This window comes from Robertmurraya sp. (genome assembly GCF_036676585.1).
Classification (GTDB): Bacteria; Bacillota; Bacilli; order Bacillales; family Cytobacillaceae; genus Robertmurraya_A.
The window spans coordinates 1-3,107 of record NZ_JAKFCQ010000175.1 but is presented as its reverse complement, the minus strand read 5'-3'; the positions used below and the strand labels follow the sequence as shown (position 1 = coordinate 3,107).

2 protein-coding genes are annotated in these 3,107 nt (G+C 34.4%); one reads left to right on the top strand and one right to left on the bottom strand.

What is annotated here, in order from left to right:
* On the bottom strand, window positions 1-1,322 hold a 1,322-nt coding region (locus ACGLXV_RS22255), incomplete at its 3' end, for an MFS transporter (protein WP_391560343.1).
* A gap of 188 nt (window positions 1,323-1,510) precedes the next feature.
* Between ACGLXV_RS22255 and ACGLXV_RS22250 the strand changes: the two genes are divergently transcribed.
* Complete coding sequence (locus ACGLXV_RS22250) at window positions 1,511-3,106, top strand: helix-turn-helix transcriptional regulator (RefSeq protein WP_391560342.1); 1,596 nt, start codon at window positions 1,511-1,513, stop codon at window positions 3,104-3,106.
* Window position 3,107: the final 1 nt, after the last annotated feature.

Genomic DNA, 3,107 nt, shown 5'->3' with positions numbered 1-3,107 from the left:
GCTGGTAATCCCGAAACAAGGAATAGAATCCCACCTAGCGCATCTGCAGATTGTGCAACGTTCGGTACATACCCTACACTTGCTAATACCCAAGTCGGAATAACACCACCAATGGTCATCGATGCTTTTAAACCAAGACCAATCGTCGTGTATACAATCGCTGGATAGCGTTTACCTGTGTTATATTCTGCATATTCAACCGCATCAGGAATAATGGACCATAAAATCCCCATTAAAATTCCGTATCCAAAGGACGCGACTCCCTTTGCAACCATCATCAGAGTAATGGCTGATGCAGGGATAAAGTAAAGTGCTAATGAACCAAGTGCTGCAATCGTCAACCCTAAAGCAACGGTATTTTTCTTTTTTATTTTTCGAACAAGCAATGGCACAAATGGAACAGCAATTACCGAAGGCAATACATTTAATAATGAAAATAACCCAATGAGATCGGTGCGTTCTGCGTTATAGGTCATATAATAAATACCTGAGGCTGAAGCAACCGTATTAAATCCATAGACTCCCAGGAATAAAAGAAACAAAATAATGCTTGGACGATTGGTCGTTAACTGAATGAAGATGTCTTTTACCTTGACAGGATCAAGATGTGAAGTTGATTCAATCCGTTCTTTAATGGTTGTATAACTGTAGATTAATATCGCTGCAGTTATAATCGATAAGAGAATAACGGTTATTTGATATCCTGTAGCCTGGTCCTCTTTCCCAAAATAAGCGGATAAAATCGGAATGAACAATGCAACCACCACTCCGCCACCCTGCGCGAACATCATGCGGATTGAGTTCAATTTGGTTCTTTCTTGTGGATCTGCTGTCATAACCGTTGTTAATGAAATGTATGGCTGGATAATGAATGTGAATAACATATTAAGTAAGTTATACGTTACATAGGCCCACACTAGCTTACCTGCATGACCCATATCTGGAACGGTATAAGTTAAAATCGCCATTAAAGCAAACGGGATAGCGCCCCATAATATATAAGGTCTATATTTACCTTTTTTAGGTTTCAACCGCTCCGTTATTGCCCCCATCATAGGATCGTTGATCATATCCCAAAATCTTGATAATAGGAACATTAATGATACTTCGACAGCTGTAAGTCCATAAACATCTGTGTAGTAAAAAGTAATAAACATAAGTACTGCCTGAAATACTAGGTTCATTGCAAAATCGACTAAGGAATACCCCATAATTTCTTTTCTATCTAACTTGTAAAAACCTGGTTTAGGACTTGTTTTAATATACCCCTTTGAATCTACTAATGTTTCCTCCGGTTTATAAACTGTTACGTTTTGTTCCATCGTTACCCCCCTTTTTTGTTTGAAGCAGCTTTCTTATTTTGAATTATAATGAATGCGCTTTCATAAAAATCGTGTTTTTTTTAGAAATAAGTGTTGTTTTTTCTACTTTTCAGAATTTGCTGAATTTAAAAGACAACATTATAATGGTATTAATAAGAGATTCAGTACGATTAGGGAGGTGTATTACCATGGCAAAAAAAATGGTTTTATATACGGAAGAAAAGATACAAGAATTATTAAATGAATCTGCTCCATTTCACAGCGATAATTTTGAAATCGTTTACAATTCTTGTTCCTACGAAAAACTTATCGATAAAATGATTGAATTGAAAGCCGATATAGTCATGTTCCAACTTAAAACGCCCATATATCATGCTCAAAACTTTTTTGCTGATTTGGCAGAGGCAAATATATCCCCCCTTCTTTTTGCATTTGAAACAATCTCAGATAATGAAATAACCTATTTTACTACTACCTATCAGGATTTGGACTTACTTGAAAGACTTAAAAACTTTTTTACCACTGCTCTTGAAAAAGATTATAATTGTTACTTTAGTTATATCGGAGAAAACTCAAGAACGAATTCCATCATGAGCTCTCGTTTGAAAAAGTTGGAAAAAACAGAATATATGAATGATATTTTGCGTGGAGTGACGAAACAGGAATTTTTATTTTATAAAAAACAAGCTTCTCTACAACTAAATGATAGTGGCTTCTTTTTATGTTTGTGGAATTTAGCGGAGATAGAGTATGTTGACCATGATTTAAACAAAAACATCTATTACTACGTAGGAGAAAAACTTTGTGAAGAATGTCAGACCGTCCTGGATAGTTATAATGGTGGAGAAGTCTTTTATATTACACCGATACATCTCTGTTTGATCATTAATGACATACCTTCTAATAGTGAAGCCACTCGTATTCAAAAACAGGGAGAATTAATGAAAAAATTAAATGCTGTCTTAAACTGTAAAACAGCGTTTCGTTATCGTAGTTCTTTCATTAAAATGATTGAAGATATTAGACTCGCCTATGAATCGTACCACCGATTAAGAATTTACAACTTCTTTTGCAGTGAAGCAGAGTTTCTGACGCCTGAACTCATTGAAACTTCTAGGAAAAAAGTTGACCACATGAAAATAGACGATTATTTAAACCAAATAAAAGAACTGATTGACCATAATATAACCGATCCAAGATTAGAATTATTGCTAGAAGATCTCTTTTTGAACATGATTAAACCTAGTTGTAGCTATAATATCTACTATTATTGTCATACCACGATATCCGCAGCATTACTTGAAAGATTCGGAAATTTATATAAAAATCGCCTAATCGAAAACAATTCACCGCAAGAGTTAGTCTATTCATCCATTGAACAAAAATATACAAACCTCATTGAGTCTATCCATCTGTTACGAGGGGAAATTTCAAATCGATATATGATTAAAAATCCGCTGGTTCTTCAAGCAATAGATTTTATTCACGATCATTACACCGAAGACATTACGATAAATATGATTGCAGAACATCTAAAATTGAATCTCTCCTATTTTAGTCAAATATTCACGAAAGAAATGGGGATTGCCCCCAGAAAATATTTAATTACATATCGTATTCAAAAAGCAAAGGAGCTGATTGAATCAAGTAACGAGCTTGTATCTAATATCGGAATCAATGTAGGATTTTTTGAAGTGAAACATTTCTCAAAAACATTTAAAAAAATCACCGGTCTTACACCAATGCAATACAAAAAACAATATGCAAAAGGCGAATATGTTTAAT

What these genes read in the sequence shown, in the direction of transcription:
- ACGLXV_RS22250 (WP_391560342.1), top strand. Translation starts at nt 1,511, where the DNA reads ATGGCAAAAAAAATGGTTTTATATACGGAAGAAAAGATACAAGAATTA.